This window comes from Alteriqipengyuania lutimaris (assembly GCF_003363135.1).
Lineage (GTDB): Bacteria > Pseudomonadota > Alphaproteobacteria > Sphingomonadales > Sphingomonadaceae > Alteriqipengyuania > Alteriqipengyuania lutimaris.
In genome coordinates this window covers 1,527,280-1,545,261 of sequence record NZ_QRBB01000001.1, presented here as the reverse complement: position 1 = coordinate 1,545,261, position 17,982 = coordinate 1,527,280, and the positions used below count along the sequence as shown (strand labels likewise).

Annotated in this window: 17 protein-coding genes; 9 read left to right on the top strand and 8 right to left on the bottom strand. The window is 65.2% G+C overall.

Annotated elements, in window-relative coordinates; genetic code table 11:
• Nucleotides 1-54: 54 nt before the first annotated feature.
• The gene (locus DL238_RS07355) at nucleotides 55-1,629 is read right to left on the bottom strand and encodes a hypothetical protein (RefSeq protein WP_115491659.1); all 1,575 of its coding nucleotides are present in this window, start codon (nucleotides 1,627-1,629) and stop codon (nucleotides 55-57) included.
• Nucleotides 1,630-1,866: 237 nt separating this feature from the next.
• Nucleotides 1,867-3,207 carry a sulfotransferase family protein gene (locus DL238_RS07350; RefSeq protein WP_115491658.1) on the bottom strand — a complete coding sequence of 447 codons (1,341 nt, stop codon included), beginning with the start codon at nucleotides 3,205-3,207 and terminating at the stop codon, nucleotides 1,867-1,869.
• A gap of 146 nt (nucleotides 3,208-3,353) precedes the next feature.
• Between DL238_RS07350 and serS the strand changes: the two genes are divergently transcribed.
• From serS to DL238_RS07335, 3 genes are all read left to right on the top strand, one after another.
• A complete protein-coding gene (serS, locus tag DL238_RS07345) occupies nucleotides 3,354-4,637 on the top strand; it encodes a serine--tRNA ligase (RefSeq protein ID WP_115491657.1) in 1,284 nt (427 codons plus the stop codon).
• A gap of 118 nt (nucleotides 4,638-4,755) precedes the next feature.
• Nucleotides 4,756-5,517: a 5'/3'-nucleotidase SurE gene (surE, locus tag DL238_RS07340; RefSeq protein ID WP_115491656.1), complete on the top strand. Its 762-nt coding sequence runs from the start codon at nucleotides 4,756-4,758 to the stop codon at nucleotides 5,515-5,517.
• A 70-nt stretch (nucleotides 5,518-5,587) separates the two neighbouring features.
• Nucleotides 5,588-6,721 (top strand): potassium channel family protein, encoded by a 1,134-nt coding sequence (locus DL238_RS07335; RefSeq protein WP_181883857.1) that lies wholly within the window; start codon nucleotides 5,588-5,590, stop codon nucleotides 6,719-6,721.
• On the opposite strand, the gene DL238_RS07330 is transcribed toward DL238_RS07335, so the two are convergent.
• Nucleotides 6,718-7,134: a DUF1761 domain-containing protein gene (locus DL238_RS07330; protein WP_115491655.1), complete on the bottom strand. Its 417-nt coding sequence runs from the start codon at nucleotides 7,132-7,134 to the stop codon at nucleotides 6,718-6,720. The genes DL238_RS07335 and DL238_RS07330 overlap by 4 nt on opposite strands.
• Before the next feature lie 75 nt (nucleotides 7,135-7,209).
• Here DL238_RS07330 and rimO point away from each other — a divergent pair, with 75 nt between their 5' ends.
• From rimO to DL238_RS07315, 3 genes are all read left to right on the top strand, one after another.
• Complete coding sequence (gene rimO, locus DL238_RS07325; protein WP_115491654.1) at nucleotides 7,210-8,619, top strand: 30S ribosomal protein S12 methylthiotransferase RimO; 1,410 nt, start codon at nucleotides 7,210-7,212, stop codon at nucleotides 8,617-8,619.
• Nucleotides 8,620-8,659: 40 nt separating this feature from the next.
• Nucleotides 8,660-9,457, top strand: coding sequence for a transglutaminase-like domain-containing protein (locus tag DL238_RS07320; RefSeq protein ID WP_115491653.1), 798 nt, complete (start codon nucleotides 8,660-8,662; stop codon nucleotides 9,455-9,457).
• Between the two features lie 136 nt (nucleotides 9,458-9,593).
• Nucleotides 9,594-10,439 (top strand): L,D-transpeptidase family protein, encoded by an 846-nt coding sequence (locus tag DL238_RS07315; RefSeq protein ID WP_115491652.1) that lies wholly within the window; start codon nucleotides 9,594-9,596, stop codon nucleotides 10,437-10,439.
• Here the strand turns inward: DL238_RS07315 and tilS are convergent.
• The 5 genes from tilS to DL238_RS07290 form a co-directional block, all read right to left on the bottom strand.
• Complete coding sequence (gene tilS, locus DL238_RS07310) at nucleotides 10,436-11,431, bottom strand: tRNA lysidine(34) synthetase TilS (protein ID WP_234031010.1); 996 nt, start codon at nucleotides 11,429-11,431, stop codon at nucleotides 10,436-10,438. The two genes, DL238_RS07315 and tilS, sit on opposite strands and share 4 nt — an antisense overlap.
• A 28-nt stretch (nucleotides 11,432-11,459) precedes the next feature.
• A complete protein-coding gene (locus DL238_RS07305; protein ID WP_234031009.1) occupies nucleotides 11,460-12,368 on the bottom strand; it encodes a tetratricopeptide repeat protein in 909 nt (302 codons plus the stop codon).
• 128 nt (nucleotides 12,369-12,496) lie between these two features.
• Nucleotides 12,497-13,339: a helix-turn-helix domain-containing protein gene (locus tag DL238_RS07300; protein WP_115492823.1), complete on the bottom strand. Its 843-nt coding sequence runs from the start codon at nucleotides 13,337-13,339 to the stop codon at nucleotides 12,497-12,499.
• Between the two features lie 121 nt (nucleotides 13,340-13,460).
• Complete coding sequence (gene ptsP / locus DL238_RS07295; protein ID WP_115491650.1) at nucleotides 13,461-15,734, bottom strand: phosphoenolpyruvate--protein phosphotransferase; 2,274 nt, start codon at nucleotides 15,732-15,734, stop codon at nucleotides 13,461-13,463.
• A gap of 87 nt (nucleotides 15,735-15,821) precedes the next feature.
• Complete coding sequence (locus DL238_RS07290; protein WP_115491649.1) at nucleotides 15,822-15,977, bottom strand: YdcH family protein; 156 nt, start codon at nucleotides 15,975-15,977, stop codon at nucleotides 15,822-15,824.
• A gap of 220 nt (nucleotides 15,978-16,197) precedes the next feature.
• On the opposite strand from DL238_RS07290, the gene DL238_RS07285 reads away from it, so the two are divergent.
• The 3 genes from DL238_RS07285 to DL238_RS07275 all read left to right on the top strand — a co-directional run bounded on the left by DL238_RS07285 (nucleotide 16,198) and on the right by DL238_RS07275 (nucleotide 17,976).
• Entirely contained in the window at nucleotides 16,198-16,395 is a 198-nt protein-coding gene (locus DL238_RS07285) for a YdcH family protein (RefSeq protein WP_115491648.1), read from the top strand.
• A 177-nt stretch (nucleotides 16,396-16,572) separates the two neighbouring features.
• The gene (locus tag DL238_RS07280; protein WP_115491647.1) at nucleotides 16,573-17,031 is read left to right on the top strand and encodes a DUF1465 family protein; all 459 of its coding nucleotides are present in this window, start codon (nucleotides 16,573-16,575) and stop codon (nucleotides 17,029-17,031) included.
• A 72-nt stretch (nucleotides 17,032-17,103) separates the two neighbouring features.
• Nucleotides 17,104-17,976 (top strand): MBL fold metallo-hydrolase, encoded by an 873-nt coding sequence (locus tag DL238_RS07275; protein ID WP_115491646.1) that lies wholly within the window; start codon nucleotides 17,104-17,106, stop codon nucleotides 17,974-17,976.
• The last annotated feature ends 6 nt before the right edge of the window (nucleotides 17,977-17,982 follow it).

Genomic DNA, 17,982 nt, shown 5'->3' with positions numbered 1-17,982 from the left:
ATCGAGTGGTGGAGGTGCCCGCGTCGCGGCGGACACCCCCGGCCAGTCACTCGATCAGGCGGTCGGCAGCGTGCTGCAGTCGCCAGTGTTGTCGAGGCCGAGCGTCACGGTCGGCGAGTTGCAGGTCCAGCCTTCGGCCCAGTTGTCGGCCTGGCTCGTCACCGCGCCGATGTAGGTGCGGGTGGAGAAGAAGCTGGAGACCGTGGTGGCGTCGAAGATCGGCGTGTAGCCGTTCTCGTTCGCGCCATTGATGAAGGCGGCCCCGGTGGTCACACCGGTCAGGCGCTGCAGCGTGTTGCTGAAGTCCTTGGTGTTGCCGGTGCCCGCATCGAAGCGCGTTTCGACCTGGGCCGCCGTGTTGCCGCCGCCGTCGCGGAAGTTGGTGGCGCAATCGAGCGCGACCGAGTTGAACACGACCGGGCCTGCTTCGTCGGCATTGCTGCCGGCTGCGCCGTTCAGCGATGTGCCCTGCACGTTCAGGCATGCCGTGCCGTCTTCTTCTACGAGCAGCGAGTTGAGCAGCGTGAAGTCGCTCGATCCGCGGATACGAATGCCGCGATCGCCGGTGGCGCTGTCGATCACGAAGGTCGCGTTGTTGATCCGCGTATTGGTCCGCGGGCCGACATTTTCGTTACCGTCCGAATCCTGCTCGATGACAGTGTCCGACGCAGTGTTGCGCTGTACGACGAGCAACTGGTCAAAGAACGCTTTCACACCGGTGTCGGTGTCGAGCGAGTCGTCTTCAGCGCCGACCATGATGAAGCGGCTGCCCTCGACCACGCCGCCGAAGAATTCCGCGCCGTCGTCCGAGCTGTTGTAGGTCTGGATGTGGTTGAGGGTGGTGCCCGAACCGATACCGCCCGTGGTGAGCGACTGGAGCTCGTCACCATTGGCGAGCGCGAAGCCCGAATAACGGATCTGCACGTAGCTGAGCGTGCCCGAGCTGTCGCCAGTCTGCGCGCCGCCGTACAGGATCTGGTTGGTCGCGCCTTCCACGCGGCGTTCGCAGTTATTGGTGGCTTCGGCACCGAGGAAGCAATCGGTCACGGGCGCGCGGCCCGAGAGGATCACGCCGCCCCACTGGCCCGACGAGTCGGCATTGTTGCTGCCCAGAACGTTGTCGCGGCTGGTGAAGATGATCGGTTCGGCTTCCGTGCCGATCGCGTTCAGCTGGTTTCCGCGGTTCACGTTGAGGAAGTCGTTACCCGATGCGTAGATGATCACGCCCGGCTCGATCGTCAGCGTGACGTCGGTGTTTGTCGAGGCGAAGCCCTGGTCGGTGCCGACGTCGGTCTGCCCGTTCAGTTCGTAGAGCAGGCCGTTGACGGCGGGCAGCGTGCTCGATGCGGTGAAGCTCCCGGGCAGGCGGCAGCGGCGATATTCGCCGGTCGGGCCGCTGATCGTGCCGAGATCGTTCAGCCCGGTCGGATTCGCGATGGTCGGACACCCGGCAGCCGGGGTCACCTGCGCCTGCGTCGGGGTCGGCGTCGGCGTGGGGGCCGGTGCCGGGGCAGGATTGTTGATGGTCACGTTGCCGCCCGTACCGGGCGAGACAATTTCGTCGGCGCCACAGCCGGCAAGAGCCAGCGCGCTACAACCGATGACGAGCGAGCGATGGAGATTTTTCACAGCGAGCGGTCCCCTCAAAAACCGAAGAATCGAACATTACGGACGCGAATTTTGATCGCGAGAGGGTCGCTAGAGATGGCGAATGACAGTTTCGGGCCATCCCGATGACAGTTTGGCGGCGGTTACGTGACGCTTTTTTTGCACCGCCGAAGTCCGCGGGTCGCAAGTCGCAGAAATGCCACAAGGGGCGAATTAACGACCGTCCGTCATGACGGCGTACCGGAAAACCTGTGGGACCTAGTGTGTGCCGGCCGTCCGCCCGAACGTTGGATTGGCGATTGGCGAGTCCGAGTCGCTGGCCCTCTCGGCAGTGCCGGCGCCCTCATCGGGAATTCCGAACCGGGCAGCATAAGCGGTGAACCGGTTGCGGACCTCGGCCTCTTCCAGGCCGAATTGTGCGAGGCTGTACTTGTGCGGCTTGCGTTTGAGATTGCGCGTTCGCTCCTGATAGCGCTGCATCGCGGGCACGGCGGGAGCCATGTCCAGGTCGAGGAAGGCGTAGATCCGCGCCATCGTGCCCTGCCAGTCGCGTTCCATCGCGTCGTAGCCGATGTCGATCCGCCGCTCGGCCGGGACCAGCGAGCGGGCCGCCATCATCCGCTCGACCTGCAGCACGCTCTTGCGCATCCATTCCTCGCCGACTTCGTAGGGCGTGACCTCGTCGGAATGGATCGCCGTCTGGTTCCAGGCGAGCGAAGCGGCGCTGCCCACCACCTTGGTCGGGTCGCGATGGGTGAAGATGATCCGCGCATCGGGGAACACATTCAGCAAGGCAGGCAGATCGAGCATGTGCTGCGGGGTCTTGAGAATCCACGGGCGAATCTCGCTCACCTGCTGTGACCAGCCGATCAGGCGCAAAAGGTCCGCGAGGTGGCGATAGGCGGGCGTCGCATCGATCCGCTCGCACCAGCGGCCGTAGGTCGGCACGCGCCACTGGGCCTCGTGCTTCATCCCGTACATCGAGTTGACCAGCAGGCCGAGCTCTTCCTCGGGCTGCATTGGTCCGGTCGGATGGATCGACAGCGTGCGCGGATTGGCCAGCCGCGCGATCATCATCACGCGCTTTGCCAGCGTTGGGCGGAAGTCGCGCTTTCGACCGGCGAGAACCTCTTCGAAATCGGGGCGCGGAACGGGTGCGATTGTCTCGAAGCTGCGCATGTGACTGAAGCGATGATCGCTGGCGAGCAGGCGATGCAGCCGCGTGGTGCCGGAACGCATCGGGCCCACGATCACCACCGGGCGCTTGATCGAACGTTCGAGGATTTCGGGATGGCGCCTGAACCAGTCGAACGCCAACAGCCGGTCGCGCAGGACCTTGCCGAATTGCAGCCGCGCTGCGAATTCTCCGGCGGTGTTGAGCCGCGCTTCCTCGCGGATCGAATCGAGCAGGACTCCGAAGGGCTGCTCGAACCACGGATCGCCAAAATCGTCGAGCCCAGTCTCCGCCGCCGCATGGTCCATCAATGCCGTCTTTTCGAGCCGCGAAGGCGCCACCAGGCCTAGCTTCTGACCCAACCCGATCGCAGTCTGCGCAATGTCGATGAAGGGCGTGCGCCTGGGGGCCGCGTGAGTGCTCATACGTCTTTCCTGTCGTGTCAGGCCATGCGCCCCTGATCGCGACCAACGGACGGCGACCCCGATTGTGCCCCGGACTGCCCATCCGGGTGCGTCTGCGTCAACTTGTCACTGGCCAATTATCCGCACGCTCGGCATAGGCGCTTGCCATGCATGATATCGCCACGATCCGCCGCGAACCCGAAGCGTTCGATGCCGGGCTCGCCCGCCGCGGGGCCGAGCCGGTCTCCACCAAACTGCTCGACCTCGATGCGCGCCGCCGCGCTGTGCTGACCGAATTGCAGGACGCACAGAACCGCCGCAACGCCGCGTCGAAGGCGATCGGCCAGGCGATGTCGAAGGGCGACACGGACGAGGCGGAGCGGCTCAAGGCCGAAGTGAGCGAGCTGAAGGCCGCCACCCTGCCGCATCTCGAGGAGCAGTCCCGTACCATCGGCGGCGAGCTCGACGATCTGCTCGCACGCATTCCCAACATTCCGGCCGAAGACGTGCCCGACGGGATGGGCGAGGAAGAGAATGTCGAGCTGTCGAGCTGGGGCGAGAAGCGCAGCTTCGATTTCGAGCCCAGGGAACATGCCGATATCGGCCCCGCCCTCGGCCTCGATTTCGAGATCGGTGCCGATATCGCGGGCGCGCGCTTCACGTTTCTGCGCGGTGGGATCGCGCGGCTGCACCGTGCCATCGGCCAGTTCATGCTCGACCGGCAGGTGAACGAGAACGGCTACCTCGAATGCAACCCACCGGTGCTGGTGCGCGACGCTGCGATGTTCGCGACCGACAAGCTGCCCAAGTTCGCCGAAGATTCCTTCCAGACCACCGATGGCCGCTGGCTGATCCCGACGTCGGAGGTGAGCCTGACCGCCAGCGTGATGGGCAAGATCATCGAGGGCGAATTCCTGCCGCTGCGTCTCACCGCTCTCACCCAGTGCTTTCGTTCCGAAGCCGGGGCAGCGGGTAAGGACACCCGTGGGTTCATCCGCCAGCACCAGTTCGAGAAAGTCGAACTGGTCTCCATCGTGCGGCCCGAGGACAGCGAGGCAGAGCATGACCGCATGACCGCCTGTGCCGAAGGCGTGTTGCAATCGCTCGGCCTGCCCTATCGCAAGATGCTGCTGTGTACCGGCGACATGGGCTTCGGGGCGCGCAAGACCTACGACCTCGAAGTATGGCTGCCCGGCCAGGGCGCATATCGCGAGATTTCCAGCTGTTCCAACACCGGCGATTTCCAGGCGCGGCGGATGAACGCACGCTACCGGCCCGAGCGGGGCGGGAAGAAGACCGAGTTCGTCCATACGCTCAACGGATCGGGCCTGGCGGTCGGCCGGACACTGGTGGCGGTGCTTGAGAATTATCAGAATGCCGACGGTTCGGTCGACGTGCCCGAGGCGCTGCATCCCTATACGGGCGGCCTGACCCGGCTGGTGCCGGAGTAAGAGGCGTCGCCGCTCGTCCGGAGCTTGTCGAAGGGCGTGCGGCTGGTTCGCGGTTCGGCCTCTGGCCCCTCTTCGAGTCCGACGGGCTCAGCACGAACGAAACACGAGGCATATCGAAGTGAAAATCCTCCTCACCAACGACGACGGCATCCACGCCCCCGGCCTCGAAGTGCTCGAGGAGATCGCGCGGCATTTCTCCGACGATATCTGGATTTGCGCGCCGGACGAGGAACAGTCGGGCATGGGCCACGCGCTCACCCTCACCCGCCCGGTGCGGCTGCGCACGCATGGAAAGCGGCGCTTCTCGGTCACCGGCACGCCGACCGATGCGGTGACGATGGGCCTGCGCCGGGTGATGGACGGCGATCCCGACGTGATCCTGTCGGGCGTCAATCGGGGCGCGAACCTGGGCGACGACATCACCTATTCGGGTACCGTGTCCGCCGCGATCGAAGGCGCACTCGCGGGCATTCGCTCGATCGCGCTGAGCCAGGTGACGAGCAAGGAAGGCGCTGCGACCGACGACACGTTCGAGGCTGCGCGGATGTGGGGCCCCAAGGTCCTCGGTCCGCTGCTCGACACGCCGCTGCCCAGGCGCACGCTGGTGAATGTCAACTTCCCCGCCCTCCCCGGCGACGCGATCAAAGGCATCCGCGCAGTGCGTCAGGGCTTTCACGATTACTCGCGCGGCACGGTAGTGGAAGGGCGCGACCCGCGCGGCTTCCAGTATTTCTGGTTCGGGCTGCAGGCGATCGAGCACACGCTCGACCACGGCACCGATCTGGAGGCGATCGACGACGGCTGCGTGTCCGTCACCCCGCTGCAGCTCGATCTTACCCACCACGCCTCGCTCGGCGAGCTGGGCGAACGCTACGGCTAGGATCCAGAGACATGTTGCCGTGGCCCCTGCGCGTGGCTAGGCGGGCTTCTGCAATGAGCGAATGCCAGCCATGAGCCGCAGCGAACAGCAGGTCGAGAGGGTCGGCAAAGGTGCGGCCGCGCGCGACGTGCGCGGGCCCAAGTTCCAGCCGCTGCGCCGCGCACTGAAGGTGCCGGTGTGGGGCGACCTGACGATCCGCCTCGGCCTTGCACTCGGCCTCATCTTCCTCGTCGTCATGATCCACTGGTGGGATCGCGAGGGGCTGGTCGACAATCTCGACGGCGAGGTCAGCTTTCTCGACGTCGTCTACTTCACGATGATCTCGATCACGACGACCGGCTTCGGCGACATCGCGCCGATCACCGACCGCGCCCGCCTCGTCGAAGCGGTGATCGTGACGCCGGTCCGCTTCGCCGTGCTCTTCATTTTCGTCGGCACCGCCTACAACTTCATCATTCAGCGCAGCTGGGAGAAATTCCGCATGAACCGCATTCAGGAAAAGCTGGCCGACCATGTCGTGGTGCTGGGCTACGGCGTTTCCGGCTCCGAATCGGTCAACGAACTGATCGAACGCGGGACCGAGCCGGAATGCATCGTCGTGATCGATCCGAGCGAGGAGCGCCTGGCCGAGGCAGAGGCGCTGGGCTGCAACATCATGGCCGCCGACGCCACCCGCGACGAAACGCTCAAGGCGGTGAAGATCGACCGCGCGCAGAGCGTGCTCGTGTCCGCCGGGCGCGACGACACGTCGATCCTGATCGTGCTGACCGTGCGCGCGCTGGCCCCTGCCGTGCCGATCAGCGTGGTCGTGCGGGCGAGCGACAACGAGAGTATCGCGCGACAGGCGGGTGCGGACAACGTGATCAACCCGGTGCACTTCACCGGCCTCCTGCTCGCAGGGAGCGTCAAGGGCGCGCATATTGCGGATTATCTCGCCGATCTCGCGTCGATTTCGGGCCGGGTCCAACTGGTCGAGCGGCCGGTCACCGCGGAGGAATGCGGCTGCGCGATTTCCGATCTGCGCACCGGCGGCCGCGGCCTGCGGATCTATCGCAATGGCGAGGCGCTGGGCTTCTGGGAAGACGAGTGCCAGAGCCTGCGTCCGGGCGATATCGTGGTCGAGATCGTTCCTACGGTCGAAGGCGAGGAACGCGGCGATGGCAGCGACAATGGCCGCGCCAAGCAGGCAGAGGCCCGCCGCTAGATCGTTACCGTCGCCGCCAGATGATGCACCGCGCCCATCGCGGCCATCGCCACGACGAAGAACCCGGCATCGATCGCGAAGACCTTGCCCGGCACGTTCATGTAGAGATAGCGGATGCCCACTGCGGGCACCATCAGCATGAGGCCATAGCCGACAGCGATCATCATCATCGCGCGCGGGCTGGGGTTGGACATTGCGTACTGATGGGCCAGCGTCAGTGAGATCAGCAACGCAAAGGCGAAAGTCAGGCCGAAGACCAGCCACAGGGGTCGCTCGCCGCTGAAACCGGCACCCTCGTCGCGGCCCATGGCGCGCTTCCAGACCTTGCCGAGGAGCACGCCATACCAGACCATCCCGACGAGGAAGAACACTGCAGCGCCAAGAAACACCGTCAGCAAATCGATCCGGCCCATGATTCTCGCTCCCGTTGGCGTTCCACGCAGCGCCTAGCGCAACAGGGAGTTCGGGTGTAGAGGGCGCGACCAATCATGAACACAACCACCACCTCTATCCCCGATCCCAAGAAGGTCGGCATGGTCAGCCTCGGCTGTCCCAAGGCGCTCGTCGACAGCGAGCGCATTCTCACCCGCCTGCGTGCGGACGGCTATGCCATGTCGCCCGATTATGCGGGCGCGGACATCGTCCTCGTCAACACCTGCGGCTTCCTCGACTCCGCCAAGGAGGAAAGCCTGCAGGCGATCGGCGAGGCGATTGCCGAAAACGGCCGCGTGATCGTGACCGGCTGCATGGGCGAAGAAGCCGACGCGATCCGCGCCGCGCATCCGCAGGTGCTCGCGGTGACGGGGGCGCACCAGTACGAGCAGGTCGTGGAGGCCGTGCATACGCATGCGCCGCCCAGCCAGGGCCCGTATGTGGACCTGATCCCGCAGCCCGATCTCGCCGACATCAAGCTGACGCCGCGCCATTACGGCTATCTCAAGATTTCCGAGGGCTGCAACCACTCCTGCGCTTTCTGCATCATCCCGCAGCTGCGTGGTAAGCTCGCCAGCCGGCGGATCGATGCCGTGCTGCGCGAGGCGGAAAAGCTGGTCGCGGCGGGCACGAAGGAGCTGCTCGTCATCAGCCAGGACACCTCGGCCTATGGCGTCGACACCCGGCACGAGGCGCGCGAGTGGAAGGGGCCCCAGGATTCCGAGAAAAGGCTTGTCCGCGCGCACATGACCGATCTGGCGCGCGAACTGGGCCAGCTGCGCACCGATCAGGGCACGCCGCCCTGGGTGCGGCTGCACTATGTGTACCCCTACCCGCATGTCGACCAGGTCATCCCGCTGATGGCCGAAGGGCTGCTGACGCCCTATCTCGACATTCCCTTCCAGCACGCCGCACCGGCCGTGCTCAAACGCATGAAGCGCCCGGCGAACGAGGCCAAGGTGCTCGAACGGCTCAAGCGCTGGCGCGAGATCTGCCCCGATATCGCAGTCCGCTCCAGCTTCGTGGTCGGCTTCCCCGGCGAGACCGAGGAAGATTTTGAATACCTGCTCGAATGGCTCGAGGATGCACAGCTCGACCGGGTCGGGGGTTTCCGGTTCGAGCCGGTCGAAGGCGCAGCGGCGAATGCCCTGCCCGATCCCGTGCCCGCCGAGGTGATCGAGGAACGCTACGCCCGGCTCATGGAAGTGACCGAGCGGATCTCGACCGCCAAGCTGGCCGCCAAGGTCGGGCGCACCCTCCCGGTGATCATCGACGAGGTCGGCGAGCCGGACGAGGACGGCGATATCGGCGCGACCGGGCGCAGCCAGGCCGACGCGCCCGAAATCGACGGGCAGGTTTTCCTCCGCAATGTGCCCGCAAGCCTTTCGCCTGGCGATATCGTGGATGTCGCGATCGAGGATGCCGACGCACACGACCTTTTCGGGGTGCCCGAAGAAAAAGCCTGATCCTGCTTGGCACTAAAGGCTCGCGGTGCGTTGCCGGGGTATGGCCATCTCGATCCGATCCAGCTTCGCCTTCACCACGAAGGCCCCCACCGACGCCTTGCTGCAGTTCGCGGTGGCGGACATTCCCGAGCAGGAACTGCTGTCCTGCAAGACCGGACTGACCGACGCCGCCCGCTGCGCCCGCATTCCCGCGCAGGAAGACATCGGGGAGCGGGTGTGGGTGCGCGCCGACGGGCGCTTCGAGGTACAGCATGAGGCACGCGTCGAAATCCGGCGACAAATGGTCAACCTCGCATCGCTCAAACAGCTCGAACCGCACCAGATGCCCGCCGCGCCCGTGAAATACCTGTTCGACTCGCGCTATTGCATCGCAGACAAATTCCAGACCTTCGTCGACGACGAGTTCGGCGGAACCTCCGGCGGCGCGCGTATCGAAGCCATCCGCGACTGGGTGGCGTCCAAGTTTACCTACGCGCCCGGCAGTTCGGGGCCCGAGACTACGGCAACCGACAGTTTTATCGAACGGCGCGGAATCTGCCGCGATTACGCGCACATGGTCGTCACGCTGGCGCGGGCAAGCGTGATCCCCGCGCGCTTTGTCGCGTGCTACGCCCCCGACGTCACGCCGCAGGATTTCCATGCCGTGGCCGAGGTCTTCTTGCACGATCCCGGATCGGAAAGCGGCGGAACGTGGCAGCTGGTCGATGCGACCGGCATGGCGACGCCCGAAGACATCGTAAAGATCGGGGTCGGCCGCGATGCCGCCGATGTCAGCTTCCTGACCAGTTTCGGCCTCATCGACCTGTGCGAAAAGGACGTCCGCGTAGAGCGGGTCTGACCGGCGAACCGCCTCCCTTGCTCCCGGCGTGCGAAGCCGAAAAGGCAATTAACCTTTTGCCGCTAGACCGTCCAATGGAGAGACGCGCGCCTGGGTAAGCTATGATTTTGCGCGCGCGCGAGGCAGAGATGGACACATGACCAAGGCTCTTATCTGGATTGGCGGAGCAACGCTCGCCCTCGTGCTGCTATTGGGCGGCGCGTCGATTGCCGCGCGCTATCTCGATGATGCCGCAACGAGTGAAACCACTGCCGCGGCGCCCGACATCGAGGATGCAATTCCGGTCGATCCGTCGAAGTTCGGCGATAGCGTAGCGGATGGGGACGACGCCTCGCCACTGGAATCCGAACCATCGGCCGATCCGCAGGATAGCCTCGATCTGACGGACGAAACCGTCGATATCGAGGGCACGCCGGGCACCACGGCCCGCCCCGCGGGCGAGGACCGCGCCGCCGATGGTGACGTGATCTACGACGCGCGCGAGCGCGCGGTCGCTTCGCGTTCCACCCCCGCCCGCGCCGAAAAGATGGTGGTCAAGCGCGTGCTGCCGATCGACGGTCCGATCCGCTATGGCGAATGGCACTGGGACACCGAGGGCGTGCCGCCGGGCAAGATCGTGATGACGGTCGATCTAGACGCACGCGTAATCTCGGTTTTCCGCGGCGGTTACGAGATCGGGGCAGCCGCCGTGCTGCTCGGCACACAGGAGCACCCTACCCCGCTCGGCACCTTCCCGATCCGTTACAAGATGCGTCACAACGTGTCAGAGAAGTATAACAACGCACCAATGCCGTACTCGATGTTCCTGACCAGCGATGGCGTCGCCCTGCACGGCTCGCAGGTCGAGAACGGCTATGCCAGCCACGGCTGCATCGGCCTGCCCAACGAATTCGCGGCCAAGGTTTTCGCGGTGGCGAGCAAGGGCGACAAGGTCATCATCACCCGCGGCAAGACGATGCAGATGGGCTCGCCGATCGGCTAGGAATTGCGCGGCGGTTCGCGCTCGAATTTCCAGGCGTCGACCTGTGTCAGCGGGTCTTTCTGGTGCCAGGCGCGCTTGGCCATCACGCCGGCCAGACAGGCTGCACCATCCTTGCGCAGCGCCTCGACCATCGTCGCGACGGCCGATCCGCGGGGTGTCGATCCGAACTCTTTGAGTATCCGGCTGACGATCTCCACCTCGATCAGGAAGGTGTCGCCCCGGTGGAACCAGACCGCTTCGCCTTCCGCGAATACGCTTCTCCGGTAAGTATCACGGATCGCCTCGTCGACGATGCGTTCGGCGTCTTGCAGGATGCGGGCACTGCGCGCCACGGCGACCGGGTCGAGCCAGTCCGCTTCGCGCAGCACATTGCGCATTCGCACGCGGTCGAACCGCTCGTCCTCGTTCGAGGAATCGCGGACCGGCTCGATTCCCGCCTCGTCGACGATCTGCGCAAGCTCTTCCTTGCGCCATTCGAGTAGCGGGCGCACGACGAGCATCTCCGACAGCAGATCGAAATTCACGTCGACCCGATGGGCACGGATCCCGGCAAGGCCCGAGACCCCGCTGCCGCGATTGAGCCTCATCAGCACGGTTTCGGCCTGATCGTCGGCATGGTGCGCCGTTGCGAGCGTATCCGCCCCCAGCTCGAAAAATGCCTCTTGCAGGGCCCGGTAACGCGCGTCGCGGGCCCGGTCCTGAAGATTGCCGTCGGCGACTTCGATCCGGCGGGTCTGGTGCGGAATGCCCAGCGACGCGCACAGATCGCTCACGAAAGCCGCCTCCTGCGCGCTCTCGGCCCGCAGCGCGTGGTCGATGGTGGCCGCGACCACGCGTCCGGGAAGCGCGGCATGCGCCAGCAGCATCAGGGCCAGACTGTCGGGACCGCCGGACACGGCAATGCCCAGCGCCCGCCCCTCGTCGTGTTCGATCCAGAGCTTTTCAAGCTCGGTACGAAACCTGTCGACCTTATGTCCGGTCGGGAGCTTCACCCTCGCATCTTCACCCTGGGACCTTACCCTATCCCGGGCATTCGACCTGCCGGCGGCTGGACTGGTATTCGTCGCTCAACCGGCCCGATGCGATCGCGGGATAGGTCTCGCTGAACTCCGCCAGCGCGATGCACGCGCGATTCGTATCGCCCAGTTCGATCATCGCCTTGGCGAGATAGAGAAGGCTGTCGGGTGCACGCGCCGCGTCGTTGTCGGCCTGGTAGTTCTGCAGGAACCACGGCGCGGCCTCGCGCGCCTGGCCATTGTCGAGAAAGGCACGCCCCAACAGGTTGCGGCCGTAGGTGGTGCGCCAGTGGTCGGGATATTGCTCGACGAACGCGGCGAGCGCCTGCTGCGCTTCGGGATAGAACTCCGCTTCCCACAGACGGAAGCCGTAGGAATAATCGTCGTCGCCCGCATCGTCGGTCGAAGGCTTGGCAATCGCGCGCACCGCCGCAAGCCGCTCCGCGCTCGGCCCCGAGCTCTGGGCAGGTGTAGGAGCAGGCGCTGCCGTGCGCGGTTGCGTCGTGGTGGCAGCAGACGATACGCCGCTCGTTCCGGGAAGTGCCGCGCTCGGCGTGGCCGAAGCGGTCCGCGTCGCCGCATTGTTTTCGAGAACCGAAAGCCTCTGCTCGATCCCCTGCTGGGTGTTGTTCGCCAGCTCGACCTGACTGGTGAGGGACTGGATCGAGGATTCGAGCGCGTCCAGCCGCGCCAGAATGTCGGTCACAGCGGTCGTCTGCGTGGCGCTGCTCGGCCCGCTATTGGCGGGCGCGGAGATATCGGGTTCGAAATAGCGTCCATCGCCACCGGGAAAGACCCGCCGCTGGAGCGCGCGGACTTCGGCTTCCAGCTTGCGGATGCGCGCATCCCCGTTGTCCTGCGCGAGCGCCGGCGCCCCCGAGGTCAGCAGCAGGCCTGCCAGAGCACCGAACATCACCGCGCGAGGTTTTGCGGAAGGATTAAGCAAAATCATGGTCTCCCTCGTATTCCAATTCGTGCGGGCGTCGTGCCGAACAGCGTTCGAACCGGGCCTGAACCGCCGCCCCTATGATCCCGAAATTCCTATTGCGCCGCTCCATTGCCGCCTTGTGCGGGCAGGCCGACGCCATCGCGCGTCAGCAGTGCTTCCGCAGTAACGGGCACATCGCTGATGACCACATCGTCTTCGCCCAGCAGCGGGACTTCCTGCCCGCCGATCGTGATATCGAAGGCGTAAGGCTGGCCTGTGCGAATCTGCGGATCGTCGGCCGTGTCCGGTATGGTGTAGCTGTCGCCTTCGGCCATGATGCTTTCCATCAGGACGTCCGATTCAACGCCGTCGTAGAAGCGCACCCAAACCTCCTGGTTCGCGGTGAACACCACCGGACCGCTCGCAATCGGCTGCTGCCGCGCGCTTTGCGTCGCGGCCGCCTGGGCCTGCTGCTGTGCCTGCGTGCGCTGCTCTTCTTCGGCCAGCAACGAATCCGGCCCGGCCTCGGGATCGAAATAGGTCCCCCAGAAGGCGAACAGACCCGCGATCAGTACGATCGCCGCGACGATAGACGCCAGCAGCAGCTTGCGCGAAGGGAGGCGTGCAGGATCCTCGGTCTGATGGATGGTCCCGTCGCGGTGACGTTCGGAGGGGTCCTCGATCCCGAGCTGGTCGCGCACCTCGTTGACGATCTCATCTTCGTTGAGGTCGACCGCCTTGGCATAACTGCGCGAAAAACCGATCGCATAGGTGCGTCCGGGAAGCTCGGCAAAGTCGCCGTCCTCGATCGTTTCGAGGTGGCGCTTGGGAATGCGCGTCGCCGCGCTCACGTCGTCGACCGACATGCCTTTTGCTTCGCGCGCCGCGCGCAGCCGATCGCCCGGGGCCGTGGGCTCGGAGTTATCGATTTCGAATCCGGCTTCGTCTTCGGCCATGACCATCCTTACAGCCCCTGTTGCAAGAGTGCCCTGCAAGAACGTGGGTCTAGCGAGCTTCCCGCGCGAAGCCAACGCCTCCGAGGTCTGATTTCGCGCCTTTTTCGCAAGCGCAGCACGGTCAGTCGACTTCGATGCCCCGATCCTGAGCCCACTGGGCGATCGCCTGGCGCGGGTCTGTCGGCGGCTGAGCGCAGAGCTGGTTCATGAAGGCGGTAATCTCGGCCAGGTCGATCTGGCGGATCAGTTCCTTGATCGGGCCGACCGAAACGGGCGTGATCGACAGGCGGCGATAGCCCAGCCCGAACAACGCCAGCGCCTCGAGCCGGCGCCCGCCCATCTCGCCGCACAGGCCGAGCGCGACCTGGTGCCCGGTGGTCGCATCGACGATACGTTTCAGAAACCGCAGGATCGCCGGGCTGAGCCAGTCGTAGCGCGCCGCCAGTTTGGGATTGGCGCGATCGGCGGCGAACAGGAACTGGGTGAGATCGTTCGTGCCGACCGACAGGAAGGAAACCTTGGGGACCAGCACGTCGAGCACCTCGACCAGGCCGGGTACTTCGATCATCGCACCATATTCGATATTTTCCGGCAGGATGATCCGCTTGCGGGCGCGCAGAAATTCGCGCTGCTCCTCGAACACCTTCCTGGCGGCATCGAATTCCCACGGTTCGCTCACCATGGGGAACATAACCCGCAGGGTGCGCCCCCCCGAAGCTTCGATCAGCGCCCTCGCCTGCGCCTTGAACAATCCGTCGCGCTCCAGCGCCAGGCGCAGAGCGCGCCAGCCCATCGCCGGGTTCTCGTCCGCCAGACTGCTGTCGTTGGACAGGTAGGGGACCGACTTGTCGCCGCCGATATCGACCGTGCGGAAAACCACGGGCTTGTCGCCTGCTGCATCGAGCACGTCCTTGTAGAACCGCGTCTGCTTCTCGCGCTGCGGCAGCGTGGCGGAGACGAGGAACTGGAATTCGGTTCGAAACAGTCCGATGCCGTCGGCACCGACCATCGACAAAGTGGTCAGATCGTCGCGCAGCCCGGCATTCATCATCACCTGGATGCGCGTGCCGCAGCGCGTGAACGGTTCGACATCGCGCAGCTCGGCATAGGCCGCACGGCGCTCCTTGGACTTGGTGAAGCGCGCCTCGAAGGCATCGAGCGTGGCGTTCTGCGGGCGGACGTGGGCCACTCCGGCATCGCCATCGAGCAGGACATGATCGCCCTCCCCGATCATGCCGCGCAAGGATCGAACCCGGCCGACCACGGGAATACCCATCGCGCGCGCTACGATGACCACATGGCTGGTGAGCGAGCCTTCCTCGAGGATCACGCCCTTCAGCCGTCGGCGGTCGTATTCCAGCAGTTCCGCCGGGCCCAGATTGCGGGCGATCAGGATCGCATCTTTCTTGAGGCCGGTGGTCGCCGCCGTGCCCATCTGGCCGGACACGATCCGCAGCAGTCGGTTCGACAGGTCCTCCAGGTCGTGCATGCGGTCGGCCAGCAGCGGATCGTCGATCTCGCGCATGCGCATCCGCGTGCGTTGCTGGACCCGCTCGATCGCCGCCTCTGCGGTCAGGCCTGCATCGATCGCCTCGTTGATCCGGCGGCTCCACCCCTCGTCGTAAGCGAAGGCCTTGTAGGCCTTGAGCACTTCGTCGGTTTCGCCGCCCGCGCCGAATTCGGCCTGCTGCGCCATCTGGTCGATCTGTTCGCGCATCCGCTCGAACGCGCGATAGACCCGCTGGCGCTCGAACTCGGTGTCCTCGGCCACGACCTTGTCGATGGTGACGCGCGGCTGGTGATAGACCGCCGCGCCGCTCGCAAGGCCAGTCACGAGCGTCAGCCCGGTCAGCTGCGCGGGGCCGGTGCGCTCGGGAATCGCCTCTTCCGCCGAATGCTCGTCGATCAGCCCCGCGTTCACGATCAGCTCGCTGAGTACCATGGCGGTGGTCTGCAGCGCCTCGATCTCGACATCCTCGTAGCGACGCGGATCGACATGCTGGACGTTGAGCGCGCCCACCGCCTGCTCGCGATAGACGATCGGCACGCCCGCGAAGCTCGAAAACTTCTCCTCGCCCGTTTCGGGGCGATACTGGAAGTCCGGATGCGCCTTTGCCTGGGCGAGGTTCAGCGTCTCGCCATGGGCGACCAGCGTTCCTGTCAATCCTTCGCCGACCGCCATGCGGGTCACGTGCACGGCGGACTGGTTGAGGCCCTTGGTGGCGAACAGCTCTAGCATGCCTCCACGCAGGAGGTAGATCGAGCATACCTCGCTATCGAGAGCTTCGCCCACCACCTCTACCGTGCGGTCGAGCTTTTCCTGCGCCGAAAGGCGCGTTGCCATCAGTCCGTGAAGTCCGGTCAGTATCTGCCGGGCCGCTAGCGTCGCACTCATGCCATGGGGACTAGCTCATTGCGCGGCGCAGGGGAAATCCCTTCGCATTCCTGTCCGGCTTTTGCCGGTCGGCGGGAAAGGCGGGCGTCAGCCGCCCGCCATCTCTTCCTTGAGGCGCAATTTCTGCTTCTTGAGGCTTCGAAGCGTCCCATCATCCGGCGCAGCCTTGCGCATTTCCTCTGCAATCGCCTGGTCGAGCGTGGCGTGCTTGGTCTGGAGCGCGGTGATGTGCGAAGCGTTCATGAGCCTCTTCTCCTCTTCGTGTGTCGAAGCCGTTCGCCGAAACGCGAACCGCGCGGGGACACCGATGGGACTCACTGGCCCGTCGGGCCTCCGCACGGACTATAAAACCACACAATCGCATTCCTGCGAAGGGGTGATATGAGGCCGTGCGATCAACGCAGGCCGGCACGCGTCGGATTGCGATTCGGATCGAGTTCGTCGTGGATGGGGAACGGGTCAGGTGACCGAAGCGGAATTGCGCAAGCGGCTTGAACAATTGCGGGTGGAGCACCGCGATCTCGATGCGGCGATCGCGGCGCTATCGGCGATGGAATCGCCCGACCAATTGCAAATCGCCCGGCTCAAGAAGCGCAAGCTGCAATTGCGCGACCGGATGGCGGCGATCGAGGACGAACTCATCCCCGATATCATCGCCTGATCCGTCGGCTCGAGTCGCCGCCCGTATCGAAGAGGGTCGATGGACGCGGCGGATCGCGAAGGAGCGCCTGACGCACGCGAAGATTATGCACAGGCGGATGGCGACCGCCCCTTCGCGGGACAACCGCGCGCAACGCTCTTATCGCACTGATGCGAGCGGCTTAGGCCCAATCTCGCGATGCCAAAGACAACCGACATTACGGCGCTGATCGTCGAGGAATTATACTGCGAGGCCAACGTCTTAGCCGACGAGGTGCGCACGGTCTTCGCGCCGGCGGTCAGCGATCTGATGCCGGTCGAACTGCCGCTGCGCCGGGCGCTGGAATGCGAAGGCCTCAAGGCCACGACACGCGTCATGCACGTGCTCGCATGGCTCCTCAACCATCGCGCGTTTCTGGCCGGGCAGATGAGCGACCTGCAGTGGGAGCGGCATACGAATTTGCCGCCGGACCGCAGCCCCAGCGCTGAACTGATGGCGCTGCTCGACCTGCCGACCCAACGCCTCGTCGCCGATACCCAGCGGCTCCATGCGCGCGTGGCGCGGATCGACCGCGAATATCGCGAACGGCACCCCATCTCGCGCCAGCCGATCGACGGTATCCAGGCCCGCCTCGACCGGGTCTTCGCGCAAAGCTAGCGAAGCAGAGCAAGGGCGCGGCGCTCCATCCACCCGTGACATGCGGGGGCACGATGGCCATATCGCAGGGCGATGGTCGACATTCCTCCCCGCCCCTGGCCCGTCGGCACGCCCGAGCGGCCCGAGCCGCTCGTCACGCGCGTGCTCGCCCCGAACCCTTCGCCCTACACCTTTACGGGCACCCAGACCTACCTGGTCGGCACCGGCGAAGACCGTGCGGTGATCGATCCCGGCCCTGCCGAAGTCGAGCATCTCGATGCGATCCTCGCGGCCGCCGGTGATGCGAAGATCAGCGCGATCCTGTGCACCCACACCCACCGCGACCATTCGCCCGCCGCCGCCCCGCTCGCCGAGAAAACCGGCGCGCCGGTCATGGGCTGTGCCAAGCTGGTGATCGCGGACAACGGACCGCGCGCGGACGAAGCCTTCGACACAACCTACGAGCCCGATCGCGTAATGGCCGACGGCGACACCGTCAGCGGCGATGGCTGGACCTTGCGCGCGGTCGCCACTCCGGGCCACACCTCCAACCATCTTTGCTTCGCGCTGGAAGAGAGCGGCGCGCTGTTCACGGGCGATCATGTGATGGGCTGGTCGACCAGCGTCATCGTACCGCCCGACGGCGACATGAGCGATTACATGGAAAGCCTCGCCAAGCTCTACGAGCGCGAGGACAAGGTGTATTATCCCGCCCACGGCAAGCCGGTCGATCGCCCGCAACAGCTGGTGCGTTCGATGATCGGGCACCGTCGCCAGCGCGAACGGCAGATCCTGAAGGTTCTCGGCGACGCCCCGCGCAGTCTGCCTGAGTTCATACCGATCATGTACAAAGGGTTAGACCCGCGGCTCGAGAAAGCAGCGCAAATGTCGGTCCATGCCCATCTGATCGATCTGGAACGGCGAAACTTGGTTACCCGTTCTGGCGAAAGATGGGCCGCCATCTAGTGGAGA

Excerpts from the sequence above, each read along its gene's own strand:
- DL238_RS07350 (WP_115491658.1), bottom strand. The coding sequence starts at position 3,207 with ATGAGCACTCACGCGGCCCCCAGGCGCACGCCCTTCATCGACATTGCG.
- serS (WP_115491657.1), top strand. The coding sequence starts at position 3,354 with ATGCATGATATCGCCACGATCCGCCGCGAACCCGAAGCGTTCGATGCC.
- DL238_RS07335 (WP_181883857.1), top strand. The coding sequence starts at position 5,588 with ATGAGCCGCAGCGAACAGCAGGTCGAGAGGGTCGGCAAAGGTGCGGCC.
- DL238_RS07330 (WP_115491655.1), bottom strand. The coding sequence starts at position 7,134 with ATGGGCCGGATCGATTTGCTGACGGTGTTTCTTGGCGCTGCAGTGTTC.
- rimO (WP_115491654.1), top strand. The coding sequence starts at position 7,210 with ATGAACACAACCACCACCTCTATCCCCGATCCCAAGAAGGTCGGCATG.
- DL238_RS07320 (WP_115491653.1), top strand. The coding sequence starts at position 8,660 with ATGGCCATCTCGATCCGATCCAGCTTCGCCTTCACCACGAAGGCCCCC.
- DL238_RS07315 (WP_115491652.1), top strand. The coding sequence starts at position 9,594 with ATGACCAAGGCTCTTATCTGGATTGGCGGAGCAACGCTCGCCCTCGTG.
- DL238_RS07305 (WP_234031009.1), bottom strand. The coding sequence starts at position 12,368 with ATGTTCGGTGCTCTGGCAGGCCTGCTGCTGACCTCGGGGGCGCCGGCG.
- DL238_RS07300 (WP_115492823.1), bottom strand. The coding sequence starts at position 13,339 with ATGGCCGAAGACGAAGCCGGATTCGAAATCGATAACTCCGAGCCCACG.
- ptsP (WP_115491650.1), bottom strand. The coding sequence starts at position 15,734 with ATGAGTGCGACGCTAGCGGCCCGGCAGATACTGACCGGACTTCACGGA.
- DL238_RS07290 (WP_115491649.1), bottom strand. The coding sequence starts at position 15,977 with ATGAACGCTTCGCACATCACCGCGCTCCAGACCAAGCACGCCACGCTC.
- DL238_RS07280 (WP_115491647.1), top strand. The coding sequence starts at position 16,573 with ATGCCAAAGACAACCGACATTACGGCGCTGATCGTCGAGGAATTATAC.
- DL238_RS07275 (WP_115491646.1), top strand. The coding sequence starts at position 17,104 with ATGGTCGACATTCCTCCCCGCCCCTGGCCCGTCGGCACGCCCGAGCGG.